General features: G+C 75.2%; 20 protein-coding genes and 1 riboswitch. Of the genes, 14 read left to right on the forward strand and 6 right to left on the reverse strand.

Annotated elements, in window-relative coordinates:
• Positions 1–7 precede the first annotated feature (7 nt).
• Positions 8–139, forward strand: a riboswitch (cyclic di-AMP (ydaO/yuaA leader).
• A 4-nt stretch (positions 140–143) separates the two neighbouring features.
• Both ACSNOA_RS25285 and ACSNOA_RS25290 read left to right on the forward strand, forming a co-directional pair.
• A complete protein-coding gene (locus tag ACSNOA_RS25285) occupies positions 144–1,211 on the forward strand; it encodes a coiled-coil domain-containing protein (RefSeq protein WP_436661995.1) in 1,068 nt (355 codons plus the stop codon).
• Positions 1,212–1,349: 138 nt separating this feature from the next.
• Complete coding sequence (locus tag ACSNOA_RS25290; protein WP_436661997.1) at positions 1,350–1,868, forward strand: hypothetical protein; 519 nt, start codon at positions 1,350–1,352, stop codon at positions 1,866–1,868.
• A 33-nt stretch (positions 1,869–1,901) separates the two neighbouring features.
• Here the strand turns inward: ACSNOA_RS25290 and ACSNOA_RS25295 are convergent, their stop codons facing one another.
• A complete protein-coding gene (locus tag ACSNOA_RS25295) occupies positions 1,902–2,372 on the reverse strand; it encodes an SRPBCC family protein (RefSeq protein ID WP_436661999.1) in 471 nt (156 codons plus the stop codon).
• A gap of 171 nt (positions 2,373–2,543) precedes the next feature.
• Between ACSNOA_RS25295 and ACSNOA_RS25300 the strand changes: the two genes are divergently transcribed.
• Together ACSNOA_RS25300 and surE are read left to right on the forward strand one after the other, a co-directional pair.
• Entirely contained in the window at positions 2,544–3,524 is a 981-nt protein-coding gene (locus tag ACSNOA_RS25300; RefSeq protein ID WP_436662001.1) for a PfkB family carbohydrate kinase, read from the forward strand.
• On the forward strand, positions 3,521–4,345 hold the full coding sequence (gene surE, locus ACSNOA_RS25305) for a 5'/3'-nucleotidase SurE (RefSeq protein ID WP_436662003.1): 825 nt from the start codon (positions 3,521–3,523) through the stop codon (positions 4,343–4,345). Before ACSNOA_RS25300 ends, surE begins: the two co-directional genes overlap by 4 nt.
• Before the next feature lie 31 nt (positions 4,346–4,376).
• Here surE and ACSNOA_RS25310 read toward each other — a convergent pair whose 3' ends face one another.
• Complete coding sequence (locus tag ACSNOA_RS25310) at positions 4,377–4,739, reverse strand: STAS domain-containing protein (RefSeq protein WP_436662005.1); 363 nt, start codon at positions 4,737–4,739, stop codon at positions 4,377–4,379.
• A gap of 323 nt (positions 4,740–5,062) precedes the next feature.
• Between ACSNOA_RS25310 and ACSNOA_RS25315 the strand changes: the two genes are divergently transcribed.
• A complete protein-coding gene (locus tag ACSNOA_RS25315; RefSeq protein WP_436662007.1) occupies positions 5,063–5,200 on the forward strand; it encodes a hypothetical protein in 138 nt (45 codons plus the stop codon).
• Positions 5,201–5,354: 154 nt separating this feature from the next.
• Entirely contained in the window at positions 5,355–5,759 is a 405-nt protein-coding gene (locus ACSNOA_RS25320; RefSeq protein WP_436662008.1) for a hypothetical protein, read from the forward strand.
• A gap of 139 nt (positions 5,760–5,898) precedes the next feature.
• Here ACSNOA_RS25320 and ACSNOA_RS25325 read toward each other — a convergent pair whose 3' ends face one another.
• Positions 5,899–6,537 (reverse strand): maleylpyruvate isomerase N-terminal domain-containing protein, encoded by a 639-nt coding sequence (locus ACSNOA_RS25325; RefSeq protein WP_436662010.1) that lies wholly within the window; start codon positions 6,535–6,537, stop codon positions 5,899–5,901.
• A gap of 187 nt (positions 6,538–6,724) precedes the next feature.
• Between ACSNOA_RS25325 and ACSNOA_RS25330 the strand changes: the two genes are divergently transcribed.
• The 3 genes from ACSNOA_RS25330 to ACSNOA_RS25340 are packed head-to-tail and all read left to right on the forward strand — an operon-like array spanning position 6,725 to position 8,509.
• A complete protein-coding gene (locus ACSNOA_RS25330; protein WP_436662012.1) occupies positions 6,725–7,411 on the forward strand; it encodes a BON domain-containing protein in 687 nt (228 codons plus the stop codon).
• A gap of 55 nt (positions 7,412–7,466) precedes the next feature.
• On the forward strand, positions 7,467–7,964 hold the full coding sequence (locus ACSNOA_RS25335) for a redoxin domain-containing protein (protein ID WP_436662014.1): 498 nt from the start codon (positions 7,467–7,469) through the stop codon (positions 7,962–7,964).
• Positions 7,961–8,509 carry a DsbA family protein gene (locus ACSNOA_RS25340; protein ID WP_436662015.1) on the forward strand — a complete coding sequence of 183 codons (549 nt, stop codon included), beginning with the start codon at positions 7,961–7,963 and terminating at the stop codon, positions 8,507–8,509. Before ACSNOA_RS25335 ends, ACSNOA_RS25340 begins: the two co-directional genes overlap by 4 nt.
• Positions 8,510–8,700: 191 nt before the next feature.
• Here the strand turns inward: ACSNOA_RS25340 and ACSNOA_RS25345 are convergent, their stop codons facing one another.
• On the reverse strand, positions 8,701–11,631 hold the full coding sequence (locus ACSNOA_RS25345) for a LuxR C-terminal-related transcriptional regulator (RefSeq protein WP_436662017.1): 2,931 nt from the start codon (positions 11,629–11,631) through the stop codon (positions 8,701–8,703).
• Positions 11,632–11,766: 135 nt separating this feature from the next.
• Between ACSNOA_RS25345 and ACSNOA_RS25350 the strand changes: the two genes are divergently transcribed.
• From ACSNOA_RS25350 to serS, 3 genes are all read left to right on the forward strand, one after another.
• Positions 11,767–12,945 (forward strand): saccharopine dehydrogenase family protein, encoded by a 1,179-nt coding sequence (locus ACSNOA_RS25350; RefSeq protein WP_436662019.1) that lies wholly within the window; start codon positions 11,767–11,769, stop codon positions 12,943–12,945.
• A 46-nt stretch (positions 12,946–12,991) separates the two neighbouring features.
• A complete protein-coding gene (locus ACSNOA_RS25355; protein ID WP_436662446.1) occupies positions 12,992–14,065 on the forward strand; it encodes a MerR family transcriptional regulator in 1,074 nt (357 codons plus the stop codon).
• A 79-nt stretch (positions 14,066–14,144) separates the two neighbouring features.
• Positions 14,145–15,428 (forward strand): serine--tRNA ligase, encoded by a 1,284-nt coding sequence (gene serS, locus ACSNOA_RS25360; RefSeq protein ID WP_436662020.1) that lies wholly within the window; start codon positions 14,145–14,147, stop codon positions 15,426–15,428.
• Positions 15,429–15,538: 110 nt separating this feature from the next.
• Here serS and ACSNOA_RS25365 read toward each other — a convergent pair whose 3' ends face one another.
• Both ACSNOA_RS25365 and ACSNOA_RS25370 read right to left on the reverse strand, forming a co-directional pair.
• Positions 15,539–17,005, reverse strand: coding sequence for an NADH-ubiquinone oxidoreductase-F iron-sulfur binding region domain-containing protein (locus ACSNOA_RS25365; protein ID WP_436662021.1), 1,467 nt, complete (start codon positions 17,003–17,005; stop codon positions 15,539–15,541).
• Positions 17,002–18,633, reverse strand: coding sequence for a hypothetical protein (locus tag ACSNOA_RS25370; protein ID WP_436662023.1), 1,632 nt, complete (start codon positions 18,631–18,633; stop codon positions 17,002–17,004). Before ACSNOA_RS25370 ends, ACSNOA_RS25365 begins: the two co-directional genes overlap by 4 nt.
• 172 nt (positions 18,634–18,805) lie before the next feature.
• On the opposite strand from ACSNOA_RS25370, the gene ACSNOA_RS25375 reads away from it, so the two are divergent.
• The gene (locus tag ACSNOA_RS25375) at positions 18,806–19,534 is read left to right on the forward strand and encodes an alpha amylase C-terminal domain-containing protein (RefSeq protein ID WP_436662024.1); all 729 of its coding nucleotides are present in this window, start codon (positions 18,806–18,808) and stop codon (positions 19,532–19,534) included.
• A 453-nt stretch (positions 19,535–19,987) separates the two neighbouring features.
• On the forward strand, positions 19,988–20,902 hold the full coding sequence (locus tag ACSNOA_RS25380) for a L,D-transpeptidase (RefSeq protein ID WP_436662026.1): 915 nt from the start codon (positions 19,988–19,990) through the stop codon (positions 20,900–20,902).
• Position 20,903 lies beyond the last annotated feature (1 nt).

Below are 20,903 nucleotides of genomic sequence, written 5' to 3' on the forward strand. Positions count from 1 at the left end.
GTGCCGGCGGCGGTCGTCGCCTAATCGCCCGGAAGGGCGAGCCGGGGAACCACGTTCGTGGGGTGCATCCGCGTCAGCGGTAGGGATCTTCCGTCCCGAACCCGTCAGCTAACCCGGTCGGCGGCTGACGGAAGGACATGTGCATGCCAGCAGTGGCACCCGTACGACGACACGCCGCCCGGATGGCGGCCCTCATCGCCGCGACGCTCGCCCTCTGCGTCGCGATCACCCCGAGCGCCGCGGCGGCCGCTCTCCCGGCCGCCCTACCCGCGGCGGCCCCCGGCCAGGACCCGGAGGGCGGCACCCCCAGCCTGCGCGCCCAACTCGAGGCGGCCAGCAAGGGCTGGCTGGACGCGAAGAGCGCCCTCGCCCGCTCGGTGGCGCGGCAGAAGCAGCTCACCACCCAGCTCAAGACCACCGAGGCCGAGCTGGCCGAGCGCAGCGGCAAGGTCGGCGAGATCGCCGAGGTGGCCTACCGCACGGGCCGGCTCAGCACCGTGTCGGCGCTGCTCAACAGCAACACGCCGGACGGCTTCCTCGACCGCGCCGCGGAACTCGAGGTGGTCGCCGCCAAGGAGGACCGGGCGCTACGGGATCTGCGGGACACCCGCGACGAGGTCAACAGCACCCGGGCCGCGCTCGACCGGGAGATCACCGAGCAGCGCCGGCAGGTCGCTGTGATGGCCAAGCGCAAGGAGCAGGCCGAGCGCGCCCTCGAGGTCGCCAACGCCTCCGCGGCCGCAGCCTCCGGCGGCTCCAACCGGGGCACCTCCACGGCGAACGCCGCACCGGCGCCGCGCAACTCCGACGGCTCGTGGCCGTCCGAGTCGTGCAGCGTCAACGACCCCACACCGGCGGACGGGTGCATCACCCCCCGCATGCTGCACGCGCTCAACCAGGCCAAGGCCGCCGGGTTCACCCGGTACGTCTCCTGCCACCGCAACGGCGGCTCCGGCGAGCATCCCAAGGGCCGCGCCTGCGACTTCGCGGCGCAGAAGAACGGGTTCGGCGGCGACGCCACCGGCGGGGACAAGACGTACGGCAACAACCTGGCCGCGTACTTCATCCGCAACTCCGACCGGCTCGCCGTGCTCTACGTGATCTGGTACCGGCAGATCTGGCTGCCCAGCAGCGGGTGGAAGTCGTACAGCGGTGCGGGCGGCGACCCGTCCAGCGACCACACCAACCACGTGCACCTCTCGGTGTACTGACCTCGCTTCCCGGGTGGTCCGCCGTGTGGCGGGCCACCCGCGTACGCGCCCCCGCCCCCTCCGGTACGTCACGGGACGTAGGAGCGGTGTCGTCCGCCGCCGGACGATCCGGGGCGCGCCGGCCGGCAGCATCGGGGCATGACCCGGACCAGACCCACCACCCGCAAGGCGTTGCTCACCCTGCACCTGGTCACCTCCCTCGGGTGGCTCGGCACCGACCTGGTGCTGCTCACGCTCAGCATCGCCGTGCTGCGCGGTGCCGATCCCGCCGTGGTCTACCCCGTCGCGGCGCTCGTCGGCACGACGCTGTTCGCGCCGCTCAGCGTGCTCACGTGGGTGGTCGGTGTGGCGAGCGCGCTGCTCACGCCGTGGGGGCTGCTCCGCCACCGCTGGGTGCTGGTCAAGCTGGTCATCACGACGGTGATGGTCCTGCTCGTGCTGTTCCTCCTCACGCCGAACCTGCGCGCCGCGGGAGATCTCGGCGCCGCCCTGCCGCCCGAGGACCGGGCCGACCTCGTGATCGCGCCCGCCGTGTCGACCAGCCTGATGGTCGTCGCGACCGTGCTGTCCACCTACAAGCCGTGGGGACGGCTGCGCCGGGCCACGCCGGGCGGTACACGCCGGACACCCGCATCCGCCGGACGCGGCGCGGCCTGAAACGGCGCCCGGGCGTCCCGTGCGCCGGCCGGGTCACTCCGGCGGGGTCGGGTCGTCCGGGTCGTGATCGAGCACGGCAGCGAGCCGCGTGGCGAGCGCGAGGTGCGCGGCCCGGGCCTGCCGGAAGGCGTACGGGAACAGCGGCGCCGGCGCGGCCAGGGTGATCTCGACGTCGACCCGGACCAGGCCGCCCGGCTCGGCGCGCAGCCGGGTGTGGTTGCGTACGGTCGTGGCCGGCCACTGCCGGGCCACCGTGACGATCTCCTCCGGCGTGCTGATCAACACGTCGGCCCGATAGGTCGTGCGCAGCCGCACCGGGCCGGCCGGGAGCCGGTCGCTGATGGCGTAGCTGGCGTGCGCCCCGGGCCGCGTCGGAAGCCGGCGGACCCGGACGATGAACGGGTGCAGCTCGCCCTGCCGGCTCAGGTCGCCGAGCAGCGCGGCGGCGTCGGCTGGCGTGCAGCGCGCCTGGACGGTGTACGTGAAGGAATCGCGCCTGAGCACACCGTCTCCTGCCGCCGTCGGTCGCCCGATCGTCGCGTACGCGGGCCGCGCTCGCAATGCCCCCGACATTCACCGATGTTTTCGTTACCTGCCGCGCGACCGTCACCTGGCCGGGCACACTGGCGCGATGACGCGGCGACGAACGAGCGGAACGACAGGCGGGTACGGCGGATGAGCGGGCACGTGATGGTCTTCGCCCCCACACCGCTGCTCACGGTGACGGTGGACCAGCCCACCGGACAGCCGGAGATCCACCTGCACCCCGGCGGCCAGGGCGTGTGGCAGGCCCGGATGATCATTTCCCTCGGCGGCGAGGTGGTGCTCTGCACGGCTCTCGGTGGCGAGATCGGTCAGGTGCTCGAGCCGCTGCTGGTGAGCGAGGGGGTGGACCTCAAGGTGGTGGTCCGCGACTCCGGCGGCAGCGGCGGGTACGTCCACGACCGGCGCGAGGGCTCCCGGCAGGAGATCGTCGACGTGCCCGGCCAGCCCCTGAGCCGGCACGAGCTCGACGAGCTGTACAACCTCGCTCTCGGTGAGGGGCTGCGCGCACCCGTCAGCGTCCTCAGCGGACCGAACGACCCCGCGCTCGTCCCACCCGACCTCTACCGGCGCTTCGCGGCCGACCTCGGCGCCAACGGCGGCCGGGTGGTCGTCGACCTCTCCGGTGAGCACCTCACCGCCGTACTCGACGGCGGGGTGTTCTTCCTCAAGGTCAGCCACGAGGAGCTGATCCGCGACGGTCGCGCTGCCGGCGAGGACGAGGACCAGCTCTCCCGGGCCATGTACGACCTCCACGCCGCGGGCGCCGAGAGCGTGGTGGTGAGCCGGGCCGACCGGCCGGCGCTGGCGCTGGTCGACGGCGAGGTGTTCGAGGTCGAGATGCCCCGCCTCCAGGCGGCCGACCCGCGGGGGGCGGGCGACTCGATGACGGCGGGGGTCGCCGCCGTGGTGGCCGCCGGCGGCGACCTGCGGACCGCGATCCGGACCGGTGCGGCGGCGGGGGCGCTGAACGTCACCCGGCACGGTCTCGGCACCGGACGCTCGGACTCGATCGCCGGTCTCGTCGACCGGGTGCGGCTGGTTCCCGCCGACGCGCGGCCGCAGGAACGCACCACCCCGGACGAGCTGGCTGGCCGGGCGGCCGAGCGATGACCGTGCGCGTGCTGGTGACCAACGACGACGGGATCGGCGCGCCCGGCATCCAGGCGCTGGCCCGCGCGGCGGTCGACCGGGGGCTGGACGTGGTCGTGGCGGCCCCGCTCGAGGAGGCGAGCGGCATGAGCGCGGCCATGACGGCGGTCGAGCGGGAGGGGCACGTCGTGGTCCGCGACCACCCGCTGCCCGACCTGCCGGGCGTGCCCGCGTACGGCGTCGGCGGCTCGCCCGGCTTCATCACGCTCATCGCGGTGCACGGCGCGTTCGGGCCGCCCCCGTCCGTGGTGCTCTCCGGCGTGAACCGGGGCGCGAACGCCGGCCGCGCCGTCCTGCACTCCGGCACCGTGGGCGCCGCCTTCACAGGCGCCGCGAACGGCTGCCGCGCCATGGCGGTCTCGCTCGACGTGCTGACCGCGGGCGAGGCCACCGCGGCCAGCGGAGGCGCCGCCGTGGCCGCCGCCGGGCGCGTACGCGACTCGGAGCGGCACTGGTCGACGGCCGCCCGGGTCGCCCTGGACCTGCTGCCCCGGCTCACCGCGGCCCCACCCGAGAGCGTGCTCAACGTCAACGCGCCCGACCTGCCGCACGGACGGCTGCGCGGGGTGCGCCGGGGCACGCTGGCCACCTTCGGGCAGGTGCAGATGACGGTGGCCGAGACCGGGCACGGCTACGTCCGCACCTCGTTGCAGGAGCCGGGCCAGGCCGCGCAGGCCGGCACCGACGTGGCGCTGCTCGCCCAGGGGTACGCCTCGGTCACGGCCATCCGGGCCGTCACGGAGGCGGACGACGTGGACCTGTCCGGTCTGGACGGCGAGTGAGCGGGCAGCCGGCCGGCTCGTCTCGTGGCCCTCAGGCGCCCGGCAGCACCTCGGGCGTCGGGGCGCCCGCGTAGTAGGGCTCGGGCGCGCCGAACAGCCCGAGCAGGCCCGTGACCCAGAGCTGCCGGTGCACGAAGCGGCTCGGCTCGGTGACCACCAGCTTGACGCCGCTCACCTCGGCGGTCTGGAAGCCGGCGACCATGGCGCTGATGCCGACGGAGTCGATGAAGGTGACCAGGCGCATGTTGAGCTCGATTCGCTCCGGACGCCCCTTGGCCAGCACCTCGGCGATCGCCTCGCGTACCTCGTACGCGGTGTCGACGTCGATCTCGCCCCGCGGGACGATCTCCACGACACCACCGGACAGAACCGACTTCACGATCGACAGGCTCACGCGAGCACCTCCACCCACCCGTCCCCCGGGCGCCTCATCAGTACGCGGGCCGCGACCGAGAGTATTCCTCTCACGGCCTTGGTCGCCACCCCTGAGGGATGAGCATTTCGCGGACCAGGACACGTCTTGTCGCCCTTGTCCGGACTTTCCTGTTCGTCTGTTCGTTCAACGATTCGCCACGACGACGCGTCGACCGACCCACGATAACCGGTGGCCCCCACAGGGGCCGAAACGGCACGTCCCGCACGCCCCGCACCGGGGCACGTCATTGCGTGAGCTGCCTAGCATCGGCCGGGAGCCCACCGTGACGGAGAGGACGATCGATGATCAAGAGACTTGCCAGCCTGGCCGGCGTGGCCGCCCTGCTCGCCCTCGTACTGGCCTGCGGCTTCGGCGGCGGGGACGACGACGATGACGACGACGACTTCGCCCGCGGCGCCACGGTGGTCGTCCTGCGCTGAGGCGCCGCTCGGGCCGGCGGGTTCTCGCCGGCCCGGGCTCGTGGGGTTTGCGTCGTCGGGGGGCGGGGCACCGGGTAGGCCAACCGTGACAAGCCGGGACGGACGGCCGAACAGGCACCGGCCGTCCCGTCCGGCCCCCCGAGGAGGTACCCCGATGTTCGGAAGCACCCTGCTCGACCGCCGCAGCAGACCCGAGCGGATCGCGGACCAGGCGTGGCAGCACCTGGTTTCCGCCGTCAACTCCGCCGGGGACAGCGTCCGCGACACCGCTCGCTCCGCCCGCCGGGGCGGCTACCGGCTCGGCGACGAGGCGAGCGACCTCGTCGGGTCCGCCGCCGACGAGGCGCGCCGCCGGGCGACCCTCGCCTTCGACGCGCTCGCCGGCCGCCGGCCGGCACTGCCCTGGACGCTGCTGGTCGCCGCGGCTCTGGTCGGTGCGGCCGTCGGCTGGGCCGCCGGCACCGCCGCCCGGGCAGCCGGCAGCCGCGACGACCCGGCCGTCGACGACATCGAGTTCGTCGACGTGGACCGCCCCAACTCCCCCGTCAACCTGGACTGAACCCCCGCGCCGCGCCGGGCGCCCGCCCCGGCCGCCCGGTCGATCATGAAGTTATTGCCATCCGCACCGGCGTGTCGGGGCAATAACTTCATGATCAACCCGCCCGGCCCCGCCCCGCCCGGCGGGGGTGGGGGTGGAGTCAGAAGGCGTTGATCTGGGCGGGGGCGCGTTCGGCGCGCGTCAGGGCGCGCAGCACGGCGGGTTGGCCGTGCCGGCGTACGGCGAGCCGGGCGAGCAGGGACAGCACCGGTTCGATCACCTCGGGAGCCAGCTCCGGGGTGGGCACGTCGACGCTGACCGCCAGGTCGTCGGAGTGCACGGCGAGTTCCATGAGCCGGGTGGTCAGGAAGTCGTCCAGCGTGAGCGACCACGGCCCGCGGGCCAGGTGGACCACCCGCTCCGCGGGCTCGATGGTAAACGCGCCGGCGAGCCGGTCCACCGCCTCCGCGGTCCGGGCCGTGAGGGCGGCGGGCCCCTCCTCGGCGATCCTCTCCCCCACCCGGCGGATGCCCACGTTGACCTCGGCGTCCACGTCCGCGCCGAGCCAGGTGCCCCGCGCGTAGTGGTCGAGCAGCCCGATCGGGTCACCGGGCGGGACGGGCTCGGCCAGCATCGTCTCCACCTGGAAGACCTGCGAGGCGAGGTGCCCCGCGAGACCGGCGACGCCGAACTCGGCGAGCGCGCTCGGGCTGCCCCAGCGCTGCGCCACCGCCGGATCGCCCAGCAGCCGCACGGCCGAACGCGCGGCGTGCAGATAGGCCGTTCTGATCGGACCCATGTCGTACCTCCTCGGGGTGGGACCACGGCGAGCCTAGGAGCCGCCGGCCCCGCGTGCGGTACCGGCCCGGGCCGCCGGAACGCGGTCCTCACCCCACGCGGGTGAGGGTGGCTCACCCGGGGCGGCGGCAGCATCGCCTGAAGGCGGCCTCCGTGCCGGAAGCCGCGCGCCACGGGAGGGGGGACAGATGGCCACCGAGACGGTGACGCGTACCGACCAGGACATCCAGTCCGACGTCCTCGACGAGCTGACCTGGGAGCCACGGGTACGACCGCACGAGATCGGCGTGACCGTGTCCGAGGGTGTGGTCACGCTGAGCGGCCGGGTCGACAGCTACGCCAAGAAGTGGGCCGCCGAGCGGGCCGCGCACCGGGTGGCCCGGGTCCGCGCGGTCGCCAACGACCTGAGCGTGCAGCTTCCCGGCGGCGCCGAGCGGGCCGACCCGGACATCGCGGCGGCGGTCGGCCACGCGCTGGAGTGGGACGCGTTCGTGCCGGTGGAGCAGGTGCAGGCCACCGTCTCGGGCGGCTGGGTCACCCTGCACGGCGAGGTGGAGTGGGAGTACCAGCGCCGCGCCGCCGAGCGTGCCGTCGGCCGGCTCGTCGGCGTACGCGGGGTCAGCAACGGCCTCACCGTCCGCCCGTCCACCCGCCCCGACGCGCAGGAGCTGGCCCGCCGGATCGTCGACGCGCTGGCCCGCAACCGGGCCACGGAGGCCGAGCGTGTGACCGTACGGGTCCACGGCGACACCGTGCTGCTCGACGGGTTGGTGCACTCCATACCCGAACGCGACGAGGTGGAGCGCGTGGCCTGGTCCGCGCCGGGCATCCGGGAGGTCCAGAACCGCATCGCCGTCGCTCCGGTGCTGCTCTAGAACCACCCGGCCCGGGTGAGCCGCCGTCACCCGGCCGCGGGCGAGGGTGGGAGTCATGACTGATCCGAACGGGCTGATCGGGCCGGGGCGGCTGGCGCCCGACTTCACCCTGCCGGCCACCCCGGACGGGCGCCGCACGGGGCCGGCCGACTACCGCGGCCGCCCCGTGGTGCTCGCCTTCTACCCGGCCGACTGGAGTCCCGTCTGCGGCGACCAGATGGCGCTCTACCAGGCCGCCAAGCCGGAGTTCGACCGGTACGGCGCGGCGGTGCTGGGCATCTCGGTGGACAGCATCTGGTCGCACCGGGCCTTCGCCGAGAGTCAGGGGATCCAGTTTCCGCTGCTGGCCGACTTCGAGCCGAAGGGCGCGGTGGCCCGCGCCCACGGGGCATACCAGCGCAGCGGCGAGGCCGCCCGGGCACTGGTGGTGCTCGACCCGCAGGGCACGGTCGCCTGGAGCCACCTCTCCCCGCCGGACGTCAACCCCGGCGCCGACGGCATCCTCGACGCTCTGGAACGCCTGAGCAGCGACAGCGAGGTGGTGGCCGGATGACCACGCCACTGCAGGTCACCGCCCGTCTCCGGACGCCGGTGACCGGAGCCGACCACGTCCGGGGTGCGGACGACGCGCCCGTGACCGTCGTCGAGTACGGCGACTTCCAGTGCCGGTACTGCGGGGCCGCGTACCCGAACCTGCACGAGATGCTCCGGCAGCGGGAGGGGACCGTGCGGCTCGTCTACCGCCACTTCCCGATCAGCAACGTCCACCCGTACGCGGAGAGCGCCGCCGAGGCGGCGGAGGCGGCCGGCGCCCGCGGCCGGTTCTGGGAGATGCACGACTGGCTCTTCGAGCACCAGGACCAGCTCGACCCGGTGCACCTCTCGCTCGGCGTGGAGCAGCTCGGCCTGCCGCCGGAGGAGATCGGCGCCGAGGTCGAGCGGCAGGCGCACGGCGACCGGGTGCGGCGGGACTTCGTGGGCGGCATCCGCAGCGGGGTGAACGGGACGCCGACACTCTTCGTGAACGACGTCCGGCACGACGGCGGGTTCTCCCTGGCGGACCTGCTGGCGACGGTCGACGCCGCGGCCGAGACCTGAGGCACCGGGGCCGCCGTACCGTGCACGTCGGCGGTCCGACGGCGCCCGACGGCGCCCGAGATCCGCGCAACTTCCCGGAAGTAGTGGCCTCGAAACGGACGGAGACCACAACTTTTCGGAAGTTGTGCGGATCTTCGTGGGAGGCGGGGCGGGACGGGGCGGCGGGGCAAGCGCGGGCCGCACCGGCCGCCTCAGATGAGGCGCAGCTCGCGGGCCCGCCGTACGGCCTCACGGCGGCGGGTCGCGTCGAGCTTGCGGTAGATGTTGCGCACGTGGGTCTTCACGGTGTTGACCGACAGCGACAGCTCGCTGGCGATCTCCACGTTGGACAGGATGCTCTGGAGGTAGCGCAGGATCGTGAGCTCGCGCTCGGTGAGCGGCTCGTCCAGCTTCGGTCCCGGCTCCGCGGGCCCGCGCTCCGCGGGCTCGTCGGCGCCCCGGACCAGGTCGCTCACCATCGACCAGTGTGCCGTGCCGGTGTCCAGGTGGGCGGCGAGCAGGTCGCGTACGGCCGGCTCCGCCCGGGTGAACACGCGGCGGACGCCCTCCCGGCCGGCCAGGTCGAGCACCTGCTCCAGGATGCGACCGGCGCGGCGCTCGTCGCCGTCCCGGCGGGCCAGGACCGCGTCGAGCAGGCCCGCCTCCAGGCGCAGCGGCAGCGGCCAGCCGTCCGCGTCCGGCGCCTGCCAGTCCGGGAGCGTCCGGGCGGCGGCCCGCTCGTCCCCGGCCCGCAGCTCGACGCGGGCCAGCACCACGGCGAGCGGCGCCACCGGCTCCTCCCGGTCCCGGACCGGTCCGGCGAGCAGCGACCGTGCCCCGTCGAGGTCACCCCGGTCGGCGCGCACGTCGGCCTCGGCCGCCAGCAGCCAGTGCGCGAGTTCGGCGGCGCCCGGCCGGTCGGCGATGCCGCCGCGTGTCTCGGCCAGCAGCCGCTGACCGGCCGCGAGATCGCCCCGGTGCTGCGCCAGGCGCGCCCGGCAGAGCGCGGCGACCGCCGCCGCGGTGGTCGTGCCCGCCGCGCCCGGCTCGCCGGCCCCGCCCGGCTCGTCGGCCCCACCGTCGCCGGTGGCGGGGGCGGCGAGCGCCAGGTTCGCGGCCGCCTCGTCGGGCTGGTCGCGGTACAGCGCCACCACGGCCAGGGCCAGGTACGCGTACCCGCAGTCCACGGCGCCGGCCCAGCCGTGGCACGGCGGCATCCCGAGGGCCTCGCGGGCGGACGCCTCGGCGGCGCGCAGCTCCCCCCGCAGCGCCTGGAGCAGCGCCGAGCGGCTGGCGCACACCAGCTCCGTCCGGGGACGGCCCGCCTCCCGGGCCGCGGCGAGCGCCCGGGCGAAGCGGGCCGCCGGCAGTTGCCCGTCGGCCAGTTCCGTGAGCCCGAGCGCGGTGCCGGCGAACGCGCGCAGGTCGGCGTCCTCCGTGGCGCTGCCCCGCGGCCCCGCCCCCGCCGCGCTCGGCGACGCCGCGAGCGGCTCGGTGGCCGCCGGCTCGCCGGTACGGGCCGGCGGGGCCGTCCGGCTGCGCACGAGCCGGCCCGCCGCGGCGCGTACCTCCGCGTGGTCGCCGGCGAGCCGGGCCAGGGTGAGTTCGAGCGCGGTGGCCAGCCGCAGGAAGCGGTCCCGGCGCGGGGCGGGCAGCGTGCTCGCGTGGGTCGCCGCGCCGCGCAGGTGTGCGGCGGCGGCCGCCGCGTCGCCCACGGAGGCCCGCTCGGCGGCGCAGGCGAGCGCCAGCTCCGGGTCGCGGCGCAGGGCCTCGGGCGGCGGGGGCGCGGGCGCCGGCCCGGCCGGTGCCACCCGGTCGTACGGGGCCAGCTCCGGCCACTGCGCCACGAACAGCTCGCTGGCCCGGTCCCACCGGCCGGCGGCGAGCGCGTGCCGGAGCCCCTCGGCCGGCCGGCCGTTGTCGGCGTACCAGCCGGCCGCCCGCAGGTGCAGGTCGCGCAGCTCCTCGTCGGGCACGCGGCTCAGCTCGGCCCGGAGCAGGTCGGCGAGCAGTGGATGGCAGCGGTACCAGGGCGGGCTGCTGTCGTCGCGGCTCAGCACGCCGCCGTCGCCGGCCAGGTCGGAAAGCACCCGTTCGGAGTCACCGCGGCCGGTGATCGCGTCGGCCAGGTCGGCGCAGACCGTCTCGGCGAGCGCGGTGCGGCGCAGCAGCTCGCGGGACGCCGGGTCGACCGCCGCGAGGACCTCCTCGTGCAGGTATCCGGCGATCTCCGGCTGGTCGCCACCGAACCGTTCCACCCAGCGGGCGGCGTCCGGCTGGCGGTGCAGCGCAAGCGCCGCGAAGCGGAGCGCCGCCGGCCAGCCGCCGGTCCGCTCCCGCAGCCGGTGCAGGGCCGCGGCGGGCAGGTGGACGCCGTGCGCCGCGAGCAGGTCGGCCATCTCGTCCTGGGTGAAGGCCAGCTCGTCCGGCCCGATCTCCGTCAGCTCGCCGGCCAGCCGGAGCCGGTGCACGGCGAGCGGAAGCCCGGCGCGCGCCCCGACGACGAGGCGCAGGCGCTGCTCGGCGTGGCGGAGCAGGAATTCGAGGCCGGTCAGCGCCGCCGGGTCCGTGACCCGGTGCAGGTCGTCCAGGACCAGCAGCACCGGCCGTTCCCGGGCGGCGAGCGCGGCGGCCAGCAGCTCCAGTTGGTCGGGGCGGGGCGGCCGGTCCGGCACGGCTGCGGGATCGTCCGGGTCGGCGGTCTCCCGCAGCGCGGCGGCCAGGTACGACCAGAGCCGGTCGCCGTCGTCGCCCACCTCCACCGACACCCACGCCGGCGCCGGCCGGGGCACCTCCTCGACGCTGCCGTCGGGCCGTACCTCGGCGCCCTCCCCGGCGCTCCCTCCGACGAGCCGGGCCCAGGAGGCGAGCAGGGTCGTCTTGCCCCACCCCGCGGGGGCGCTCACCAGGGTGACCGGCCCCGCGCTGCCGGCGTCGAGCCGGCGTAGCAGCCGGGGCCGGGCCACCACCGGCTCGGGCAGCGCGGGCGGGGTCAGCCGGGACGCCAGCAGCGGCGGCCCGCTCGGCCCCCGCTGCGCCGTACCCGCCTGCGCGCCGCCTCGCTGCTCCGGCATCCGGCCCACCCCCACGGACGCGTTCCACCCCCCGGTCGGCGGGCGGTTACCCGGCCCGGGGCCGTTCACCCCTTCGGGGCGACCCGCCGTCGGCCGAGCCCGCCGCGGTGTCGACCGCCGCCGGAGTCGGCGGGCGGGCCGGGAAAAAGCGACACGGCGTCACATAGTGCGTCGGGCACGCCGAACGGGTGGCAGACTCGCGGGATGGCCGGCGAACGGACGTACGACGTGGTGCTGTACGGGGCGACCGGGTTCACCGGCGGTCTCACGGCCGAGTACCTGGCCCGGCGCGCGCCGGCCGGGCTGCGGTGGGCGTTGGCCGGCCGCGACGCCGGCCGGCTCGCCGCGACACGCGACCGTCTCGCCGCGATCGACCCGGCGCTCGCCACGCTGCCGCTCGTGACCGCCGACGCCACCGACCCCGACTCGCTGCGGGCGCTGGCCGGGAGCGCGCGGGTGGTCGCCAGCACGGTCGGCCCGTTCATCCGCCACGGGGAGCCACTGGTGGCCGCGTGCGCCCGCGCCGGCACCGACTACCTGGACATCACGGGTGAGCCCGAGTTCGTCGACCTCATGTACCTGCGCCACCACGCCGAGGCGGCCCGCACCGGGGCGCGTCTCGTGCACTCCTGCGGCTTCGACTCGATCCCGCACGACCTGGGCGTCTGGTTCACCGTACGGCAGCTGCCCGCCGACGTGCCGATCAGCGTGGACGGGTTCGTGCGGGCCGGTGGACGCTTCTCCGCCGGCACGTACCATTCGGCGCTCCTCGCCTTCTCCCGCGGCTCCCACGCGAGCCGCGCGGCGCGGGAGCGGCGGGCCGTCGAGCCACGGCCGGAGGGCCGGCGGGTCCGCACCGTGCCGGGACGCCTCGCGCGCTCCGGTGAGCTGGGCATGTGGACGGTGCCGCTGCCCACCATCGATCCCCAGGTGATCCGCCGCTCGGCCGTGGCCTGCCCCGAGTACGGCCCGGACTTCCGCTACCGGCACTTCGCGGCGGTGAAACGGCTGCCCACCGTGGTGGCCGGCGTGGCCGGGCTCGGGGCCGTGACCGGCCTCATGAAGCTGGCTCCCACGCGCCGGTGGCTGCTCGGCCGGCTCTCCTCCGGCCAGGGACCGTCGGCCGAGCAGCGCGCCCGGTCGTGGTTCCGGATCCGGTTCGTGGGCGCGGGCGGCGGCCGGCGGGTACGCGTCGAGGTGACCGGCGGCGATCCCGGCTACGACGAGACCGCCAAGATGCTCGCCGAGTCGGCGCTCTGCCTGGCCCTGGACGACCTGCCCCCGGCGGCCGGCCAGCTCACCCCGGTCAGCGCCATGGGCGAGGCGCTGCTCGCCCGCCTCGACCGCGCGGGCATCACCTTCCGCGTACTGGACCGCGGTTGACCCTCGACCAGGTCGAGGCGTCAGGATCGAAGGCGTGGAGAGCGGACTGCGCAGCATCGGCGAGCTGGCCCGGGCCAGCGGCCTCACGGTCAGCGCCCTGCGGTTCTACGACTCGGCCGGTGTGCTCGTGCCGGCCCTCGTCGACCCGGTGACCGGCTACCGCTGGTACACCGACGAGCAGGTGGCTCCCGCGCGGCTCGTGGCCGGGCTGCGGCGGGTGGGCATGCCGGTGCCGGAGATCGCCGCGGCGGTGCGTGCCGAGCCGGCCGTCGTGCACCGGCTGCTCGACGCGCACCTGCGCCGGCTGGAGGACGGTCTCGCCGACGCCCGCCGCGAGCTCTCCCGGATCCGTACGCTCATCGGCCCGGAGGCGCCCGCCATGGCCACCCGTCTCGTCCTGTCCCCCGTCGACCTGGCCCGCGCCGTCGACGCCGTCCGCTTCGCCGTGGGCACCGACCCGGACCTGCCCGCCAGCACCGGCGTCCTGCTCGACGTCGCGCCGGACGGCGTCCGGCTGGTCGCCACCGACCGCTACCGGCTCGCGCTGGCCCGGGCCGGCGCCACCCGGGCGGACGGCCCACCGGCGCGGGCGCTCGCCCCGGCCGGCTTCGTCGACGAGGTACGCACGCTGCTGGACACAGGCGGGACCACGCCCGAGGCGCACCTGACCGTCGAGGGCGACACGATCGCCGTCTCGGTGGCGGGCCGCACGGTGACCACGGCCGCCATGCCGTACGACTTCCCGGACTACCGCCGCCTGGTGCGGGCGGCCACCGGCGACCCGCCGGCCCACCGGGTGCCCGTCGACGCGGCCGCGCTGTCCGCCGCGCTGCGCCGCCCCGACGCGCCCACGGTCGCCCGCGAGCACGACGGGGTGCCCGTCGCGGTCACCGTCCTCGGCGTCGACGACCGGGGCACGGTGCGGCTGGTGGGCCCCGACGAACCGGCCGGCCCCGACGACCTGCGGGTAGGGGTGAACGGCGGCTACCTGCTCGACGCGCTGGACGCGGCCGGCGGGCCGCAGCTCGTCCTGGAGCTGGACGGGCCGATCGCCCCGCTGGCCGTACGCCGCGCCGACGACGAGGACGCCTTCTCGATCCTCATGCCGATCCGGCTGTGACCGGCCGAATCCCCGGCAGGGCGCGACGGTAGCATTCGGGGGATCACCCGAGGCTCGCAACGGAGGCGTACGGAGCAGCATGCTCGACATGGAGTTGATCCGGAAGGATCGCGAGGCGGTGGCGACCGCGCTGGCGAAGCGTCTGGATCCCGCCGAGGTCAACCGGGCGCTGGACGACATCCAGCGGCTCGACCAGGAGCGCCGCGCCCTGATCAGCGAGATCGACGCCGAGCGGCAGCGCCGCAAGGCGGAGGCCCGGGCGTACGCGGAGGCGAAGCGGGCCGGCGTCGAGCCGCCGGCCGGCACGGACGCCGAGCGCAAGCAGCTCGCCCAGCTCGAGTCCGAGCTGGACGAGGTGCAGGCCCGGCTGCGCACCGCCATGAGCGAATTGCCCAACCTCCCCGCCGACGACGTGGTGTCCGGCGGCAAGGAGGCCAACCGGGTGGTCCGCACGTTCGGCGAGCCACCGGCGATCGAAAAGGTACGCGACCACGTGGAGCTGAGCCGGGCGCTCGGCCTGGTCGACCACGAGCGGGGCGTCAAGCTCGGCGGCTCCGGCTTCTGGATGTACACGGGTGTGGGCGCCCGGCTGGAGTGGGCGCTGCTCAACTGGCTCATCGACCAGAACATCGCGGCCGGCTACGAGTTCCTGCTGCCGCCGCACCTGCTGCTGGACACCGCCGGCTTCGCCGCCGGGCAGTTCCCCAAGTTCTACGACGACGTCTACCACCTCGACCGGCAGTCCGCGCCGCGCGGGCAGTTCCTGCTGCCCACGGCCGAGACGGCGATCCTCGGGGCGTACCAGGACGAGATCCTCGACGCGGGCAAGCTGCCGCTGAAGGCGTTCGCCTACACGCCGTGCTACCGCCGCGAGGCGGCCGGCTCGCACTCGGACGAGCGCGGCACCGTGCGCGGCCACCAGTTCAACAAGGTGGAGATCTTCCAGTTCACCCTGCCCGAGCAGGCGGACGCCGCGCTGGAGTCGATGGTCGGCCACGTGGAGGGCCTGGTCGGCAAGCTGGGCCTGCACTTCCAGACGAGTCTGCTGGCGGCCGGCGACGCGAGTGCCGCCATGCGCAAGACCCTCGACGTCGAGGTCTGGATGCCGAGCACCGGCAAGTACAAGGAGGTGTCGTCGGTCTCCTGGGGCGGCGACTACCAGGCGCGCCGGGCCGCCATCCGCTACCGGGAGCCGGGCGGCAAGCAGACCCGCTTCGTGCACACGCTCAACGGGTCGGCGCTGGCCACGAGCCGGCTCTTCCCGGCGATCCTCGAACAGTTCCAGCAGGCCGACGGGTCGGTGCTGGTGCCCGAGGTGCTGCGCGACCGGCTGGGCACCGACCGCCTCACCCCGGCTTCCTGACGCCCCCCCTTTCCGCTGTCGATCATGCAGTTGTGGTGCCCGACAGGTGCCGACTCGCACCTTTCATCCGGCACCACAACTGCATGATCGCCGCGTCGGGCCGGGCGCCGCTACTCGGCCTTCGCGAGACGCAGCGCCAGCTCGGGGCAGACCTTGACCGCCTTGAGCGCCCCCGCCCGCAGCCAGGTGGGGACAGGGGTCGGCGGGAAGGCCGGGTAGCCGTTGGCGTCGAGCCGGATGAAGTCGGGCACCACGTGCGCGCAGAGCCCGTGACCGTCGCAGCGGGACCAGTCGAGGGTGAGCCGCTGCGGGTTGGGGTCGGGCGCACCGGGCAGCCCCAACACGCCCTTCACCCGCCGGCCGCACCCCTCTCCCGTGGAGTGCAGGCGCAGGTCCTCGGCGAAGACCTCGATCGCGGACAGCGCGAATCGTGCGGTGCCGTCGGGGTGGCTGCACGCGCCCCGGCCCTTGACCTCACCGGCGGCGGCCCGGACGACGTCGGCGGGTTGGCTGCCGGCGACGGCGAGGTCGACGGCCCGGGCCAGGTCGGGCAGGCCCATCCGGCAGGGCCCGCACTGGCCCGCGGACTCGCCGGCCAGGTAGCGCACCACCTGCGCGGCCTCGCCGAGCGGACAGGTGTCGGCGCCGAGCGGGACGAGGATGCCCGCGCCGAGGGTGCCGCCGACCGCGGCGAGCCCCGTGCGGGAGATCTCGGCGCGGTCCGCGGCCTCCGCCGTGATCCACTTTCCGTGGTAACCACCGGTCAGGATGCCCGGGCCGTCGGGCACCTCGCAGAGGTCGAGGATGTCCCGCAGCGGGGTGCCGGCCGCGCACTCGACCACCGCGGGCCGGGCGGCCGCGCCGGTGACGGTGAGCAGCACGGTGCCCGGCTCGTCGTCGGTGCCGAGCGCCGCGTACTCGTACGGGCCGAGCCGGGCGGCCACGGCGAGCTGGGCGTACGTCTCGGCGTTGGACAGCAGGGTGGGCAGACCGTTCACCCCGGAGTCACTGGACCGCTTCTTCGTTCCCGGCGGGATGTGCGGCAGCCCGTTGATCCCGTTGACCAGCGCCCCGCCCTCGCCGGAGATGAACCGGTGCGGGACCGTGACGACGCTCGTCGGCACCGGCATCCGGCGCTCCGCGAGCGCCTCCATGAGCGAGTCGCGGCCCACCCCGTCGTCGGCGACACCGAGCACGATCTCCTCGGCGTCGAGGGCGTACGCGGCCAGCGCCGCGCCGTCGAGGACCAGGTGCGGGGCCCGGGTGAGCAGCACCTTGTCCTTCCAGCTCGCCGGCTCGCCCTCGGTGGCGTTGACCACCACCACGGCGCCCAGGTCCTGCCGTTCGCACGACTCGAGCACGGCGCGCACCTTGCGGGCGAACGGGAAGCCCGCCCCGCCCTTGCCCTTGAGCTGCATTCCCTCGGCGAGCCGGAGCAGGCTCGCGGGCTCCATGGGCCGGACGGGGCCGTGCACCTCCTCGTGCGCCGCGAGGTCGAGCCGGCCGAACTCGGCGAAGCCGGCGGTCAGCCGGGGCTCACCGACGCAGGCCACCGGCGGCACGCTCGTCCGCGTCACTTCGCCTCACCCCGCAGCCCGGCCCAGTACGCCTCGTCCACCGCGTCGGCGTTGGCCCGCCGGCGCCGGCCGGACCGGCCCTCGCCGGCCGCCTTCCGGGCCCGCCGGGACGCCAGGTCGACGAGCGTCGGGGTGTCGTCGGCGGGCGGCGCCTCGTCGGGCAGGTACCGGGCCGGCGGGCGCCAGTACTCCGGCTCCTCGGGCACGTCCTCCTCGACGCCGTGCCGGCCACCGCTGCTCGGCGTCGCCGAGATGGGCCCCGCGGAGATGGGCCCCGCGGAGATCGGTCCCGCGGAGATGGGCCCGGCGGAGACCGGGTCGGCGGTCTTCCAGCGGCGCGGGCTGGTCCACGGCTCCTCCGGCTCGTCGACCCGAAGGGACGGCACCGGGTAGCGCCCACCGGCGTCCACCTCGTCGGCACGGCGGCGACGCCCGGCGGGCACCGGCGTCTCGGACCGGTCGCGTCGTCCGGCGCGGCGGGCCCGCTCCGGCTCCTCCGCGCGGCGCCGCGACCGGCGCGCCACCGACTCGCGCTCCTCCTCCCGGTACCGGGTCGCGGCCGACTCGCGCTCCTCGTCCCGGTACCGGGTCGCGGCCGACTCCCGCTCCCGGTCCCGCCGGCGGGTGGCCGTGGACCGCACCGCCTCCCCGTCGCGACGCCGCCGCGCGGGCCGCGCGGACTCGCGCAGGGTGCCGGGTTCCGGCACCACGGGAACGGTGAACCGGTCCGGGTCGCGCCGCCGGCCGCCGGCCGGCACGGAGAACTCCGCGGTGGTCTGCGCCCACTCGGCCTCGCGGCGCTCCCGGGCGGCCTGGGCGGCCCGCTTCGCCTCGGCACGGCGGCCCAGCCCGGCCAGCACCGTCCGGCCCCGCAGGTCCTCGGCCGGCCGCCCGGCGAGGGCCTTGTTCATGGCCGCGGCCTGGTGCTGCTCGCGGCTGCGCCGGCCCACGGTGACCGAGAGGCGCACCAGCAGGGCGAGCACCACGAGCAGGACGCACGCCAGGTAGCTCAGCACCACCCACGAGCTGGCCGCACGACCGGCGTTGAGCCCGTGTACCAGGGCGAACGGCCACGAGACGTACGCCAGGGAGTGCAGTGACCGCCACAGCCACTTCGGACCGACGCCCGCGAACCGGGCACGGACCACGCCGGTCCAGAGGACGCTCACCATGAGCAGCGCGGCCACCGTGCCGAGCCCGACGTAGAGTCCGCGGCCGGAGACGAACGGGACCGCGGCGTCGGTGGGCGCGGCCCGCCCGGTGGCCACCTTGGTGAGGACGTGGAAGCCGAGCCCGGCGACGCCGAGGACGCCGGTGGCCCGGTGCGCGGACTGCACGAGCACGCGGTGGCGGATCAGCAGCACGAGCCGGTCGGTGGCGAGCAGGCCGAGCATCACGGTGAGGCTCAGCGCCACGAGGGTCACCACCCCGGCGAAGAACTCGGTGAAGAAGAAGCCGTACGCATACGCCCGCTGCCCGACGCCGGTGAGCATGACGGCCGCCCACAGCGCCGCCAGCGTGGAGAACACCAGCACGGCCGCCGCGGACCCGGACGGGGCGCGTACGCCGCGGCTGCTGGCGCTGGTCCGGACGGCCGTCGGCTTCTGGTTCTGCTTGACCCGGGCCATCTGCTCCTCGATCGTCCAGTGGCGGCGTACCGCCGGCCGGCTCCACTCCCCTCCCGAGTACGGACCTGCGGGGTGGGCGGATCACCGGGGCTCGGAGAAATTTCTCTCCGGATCGAACCGCGGGACGCCGTGGCGCGTGTAGCGACCGCTTGCGCCCCGACCGGCGTACCTCGTGCAGGAGGTCATCCACGGTGCGGGCGAGCCGATCCAGCCCGGCGAGTACACGGGCAACGGCGACGTGCACGAGTTCCGCTACGGCAAGGACCTGGCCCGGGTCTTCCGGTCCGAGAAGCTCTCCTACCTGCGTACCTTCGGCGAGAGCTGGGGATACCTGCCCGGCGGCTCGGCGGCGGTCTTCGTGGACAACCACGACACCCAACGCGACGGCGGGGTGCTGACCTACCGGGACCGGGGCATCTACGCGCTCGCCAACGCCTTCATGCTGGCCTGGCCGTACGGCTCCCCCACCGTGATGTCGAGCTACACCTTCACCAACCGCGACCAGGGCCCGCCCTCCGACTCCGGCAACCGGACGCTCAACACCACCTGCTACTCCGGCTGGGAGTGCGAGCACCGCTGGCCGGTGATCGCCAACATGGTCGGCTTCCGCAACGCGACCGAGGGGGCCGGCGTCGCGAACTGGTACGACAACGGCAACAACCACATCGCGTTCAGCCGGGCCGGCAAGGGCTACCTGACGGTCAACGACGAGGACCAGGCGATCACCGGGAGGTCCTACTACACCGGTCTGCCCGCCGGCCGGTACTGCGACGTCATCCACGGCACGTACGCCAACGGCGCCTGCAACGGCCCGGTCGTCACGGTGGACGGCAACGGCTGGTTCGCGGCGGACGTGCCGGCCCACGACGCGGTGGCCATCCACGTGGGCGCCCGCGTCTGACAGCGCGTCCCCGCGCCCGGCAGCCCGCTTGATCCACACCACATCGCCGATCTGGCGGGGTCACCGGCGCGGTGACCCCGCCACATCGGCGATCCGGAGTCGATCCCGGTGGACGCCGCCGGTGAGCACCGCGAGTCGATCTCTGCCTGCGAATGTGTGTGACTGACGGTCACCGTCGGCGAGGCTGGCCAGGTCTCCTGTGGACGCTTTGCTCTGCACCCACCGATGCACCACCTCGCGGACCTGCGGAAACGCGAAACGCACCGTCGGCGTCGTCGTGCGGCACGGTGACACGTGGTTACCGGTGCATCCGGGGGTGCAGAGCAAGGCGGGTGGTCTGGTTCGGCGGGGCAGCTCCCGCGACGGCCGGGGGAGCGGTTGATCAGGACGTTGCTGGTGAGGTTTTTGGGGTGATGGAGGTCGGTAGCGAGGTATCGGGCTTACAGTGTTTTCGTGCCGTTTGACCGATTGACTTCCCGCGCCCGTCGCGGCTGGCTCGCCGCCGCTGTCGGCGTACCGGTCCTGCTCGTGACCGCGCTGCTCACCGGCCTGGCGCTCACCCCGGAGACGGACCCGACGGCCCGCCAGGCCGCGCCGACCACCTCCACACCATCCGCGCCGGCCAACGTCGAGCAGGTCCCCGAGGAGTCCATGCCGCCCGCGGCGCCGGCGCCGGCCGGACTGCCGGTGATCACCTACGACCCCGCGCCGGACGGCTTCCCCGACGACCCGGCCGCCCTGGACACCACGCCGCTCACCGAGGGCCTGCACCCCACCCGGAAGATCGCCGCGTACGACGCGCCGGGCGGGCGGCCGGTCGCCTTCCTCGCTCCCACCATCAGCGAGGTCGAGGTCACCATGCCGATCGCCGACCGCCGGGCCGGCTGGACGGCCGTGCTCGTCCCCTCGGCGAACCGCAAGCTCGCCTGGCTCCCGCCCGGCGGCTTCACGACCGTCCCGCTGCGCGACCAGATCGTGGTCGAGCGCCGCAAGCACCGGCTCACCTGGTACCGCGCCGGCCGGGCGGTTCGCACCTGGGAGGTCAGCCTCGGCCAGCGTGGGCAGGAGACGCCGCTGGGCCGCACGTTCGTCCTCGGGCGCACCCCGCCACCGCAGGACGTGTACGGCGGTGTGGACATCTACGCCCTCGGCTCGGTGCCGGACGACCCCGACTCGGTGCCGGCCGGCCTGCGCGGCGCCCACATCGGCCTGCACACCTGGTACCACGACGGCGAGCTGGGCGAGAACACCACCAACGGCTGCATCCGGGTCACCCGCAGCGGCCAGCGGGAACTGCTCGCCGAGGTGCGGCCCGGCAGCAGCGTCGTGGTGGTCGAGGAACTGCCCACGCCGCCCCCGACGGCCTGAG

Origin of the sequence: Micromonospora sp. URMC 103, assembly GCF_051386435.1 — a bacterium.
Lineage (GTDB): Bacteria > Actinomycetota > Actinomycetes > Mycobacteriales > Micromonosporaceae > Micromonospora.